The organism is Gemmiger formicilis (assembly GCF_016901605.1).
In the GTDB taxonomy this organism is placed as follows: Bacteria; Bacillota; Clostridia; order Oscillospirales; family Ruminococcaceae; genus Gemmiger; species Gemmiger formicilis_B.
In genome coordinates this window covers 1-647 of the sequence record NZ_JACJKP010000380.1, presented here as the reverse complement: position 1 = coordinate 647, position 647 = coordinate 1, and the positions used below count along the sequence as shown (strand labels likewise).

General features: G+C 59.8%; 1 protein-coding gene. It reads left to right on the top strand.

The genetic code is table 11. From position 1 onward, the window contains the following. Positions 1 to 150: 150 nt before the first annotated feature. Positions 151 to 573 (top strand): flavodoxin, encoded by a 423-nt coding sequence (locus H6B10_RS14995; protein WP_006575242.1) that lies wholly within the window; start codon positions 151 to 153, stop codon positions 571 to 573. Positions 574 to 647 lie beyond the last annotated feature (74 nt).

Genomic DNA, 647 nt, shown 5'->3' with positions numbered 1-647 from the left:
GCAGGCCGCCAGAAACATCTTTGAGAAATACGAGATGTGCAGCAAAATCTACTCCCGGCAGTGGCAGCAAGGGAAATCCATCGAGCAGCTCACCGTGGCTGGTTGATGTTTCTACCATAACAAATCCAGAAAGAAAGGTCGTTGAGTCTTATGAGTAAAGTTGCAGTTGTGTATTGGAGCGGCACGGGAAACACCGAGGCCATGGCCATGGCGGTGGCCGAAGGCGCCAAAGGCAAGGGCGCCGAGGTGTCTGTGATCACCGCCGCGGAGTTCTCACCGGAGCAGGTCGGCGAATATTCCGCCATCGCCTTTGGCTGCCCCTCCATGGGGTCGGAGCAGCTGGAGGAAAGCGAGTTCGAACCCATGTTCACCGCCTGTGAGGGCAGGCTGAGCGGGAAGAACATCGCCCTGTTTGGCTCCTACGGCTGGGGTGACGGCGAATGGATGCGCAGCTGGGAGTCCCGCTGCAACGACGACGGCGCCAATCTGGCCTGTGAAAGCGTGATCTGCAACGAGGCTCCGGACGATGACGCTCTGGCGGCCTGCCGCGAGCTGGGTGCGTCGCTGGCCTGACAAAAGCACCGTAGAAGGCAGGAGGCGAACCGTTCGTCTCCTGCCTTCTCTCTGGTTCCCCGGTCAGCATAGGT

What these genes read in the sequence shown, in the direction of transcription:
- H6B10_RS14995 (WP_006575242.1), top strand. Translation starts at nt 151, where the DNA reads ATGAGTAAAGTTGCAGTTGTGTATTGGAGCGGCACGGGAAACACCGAG.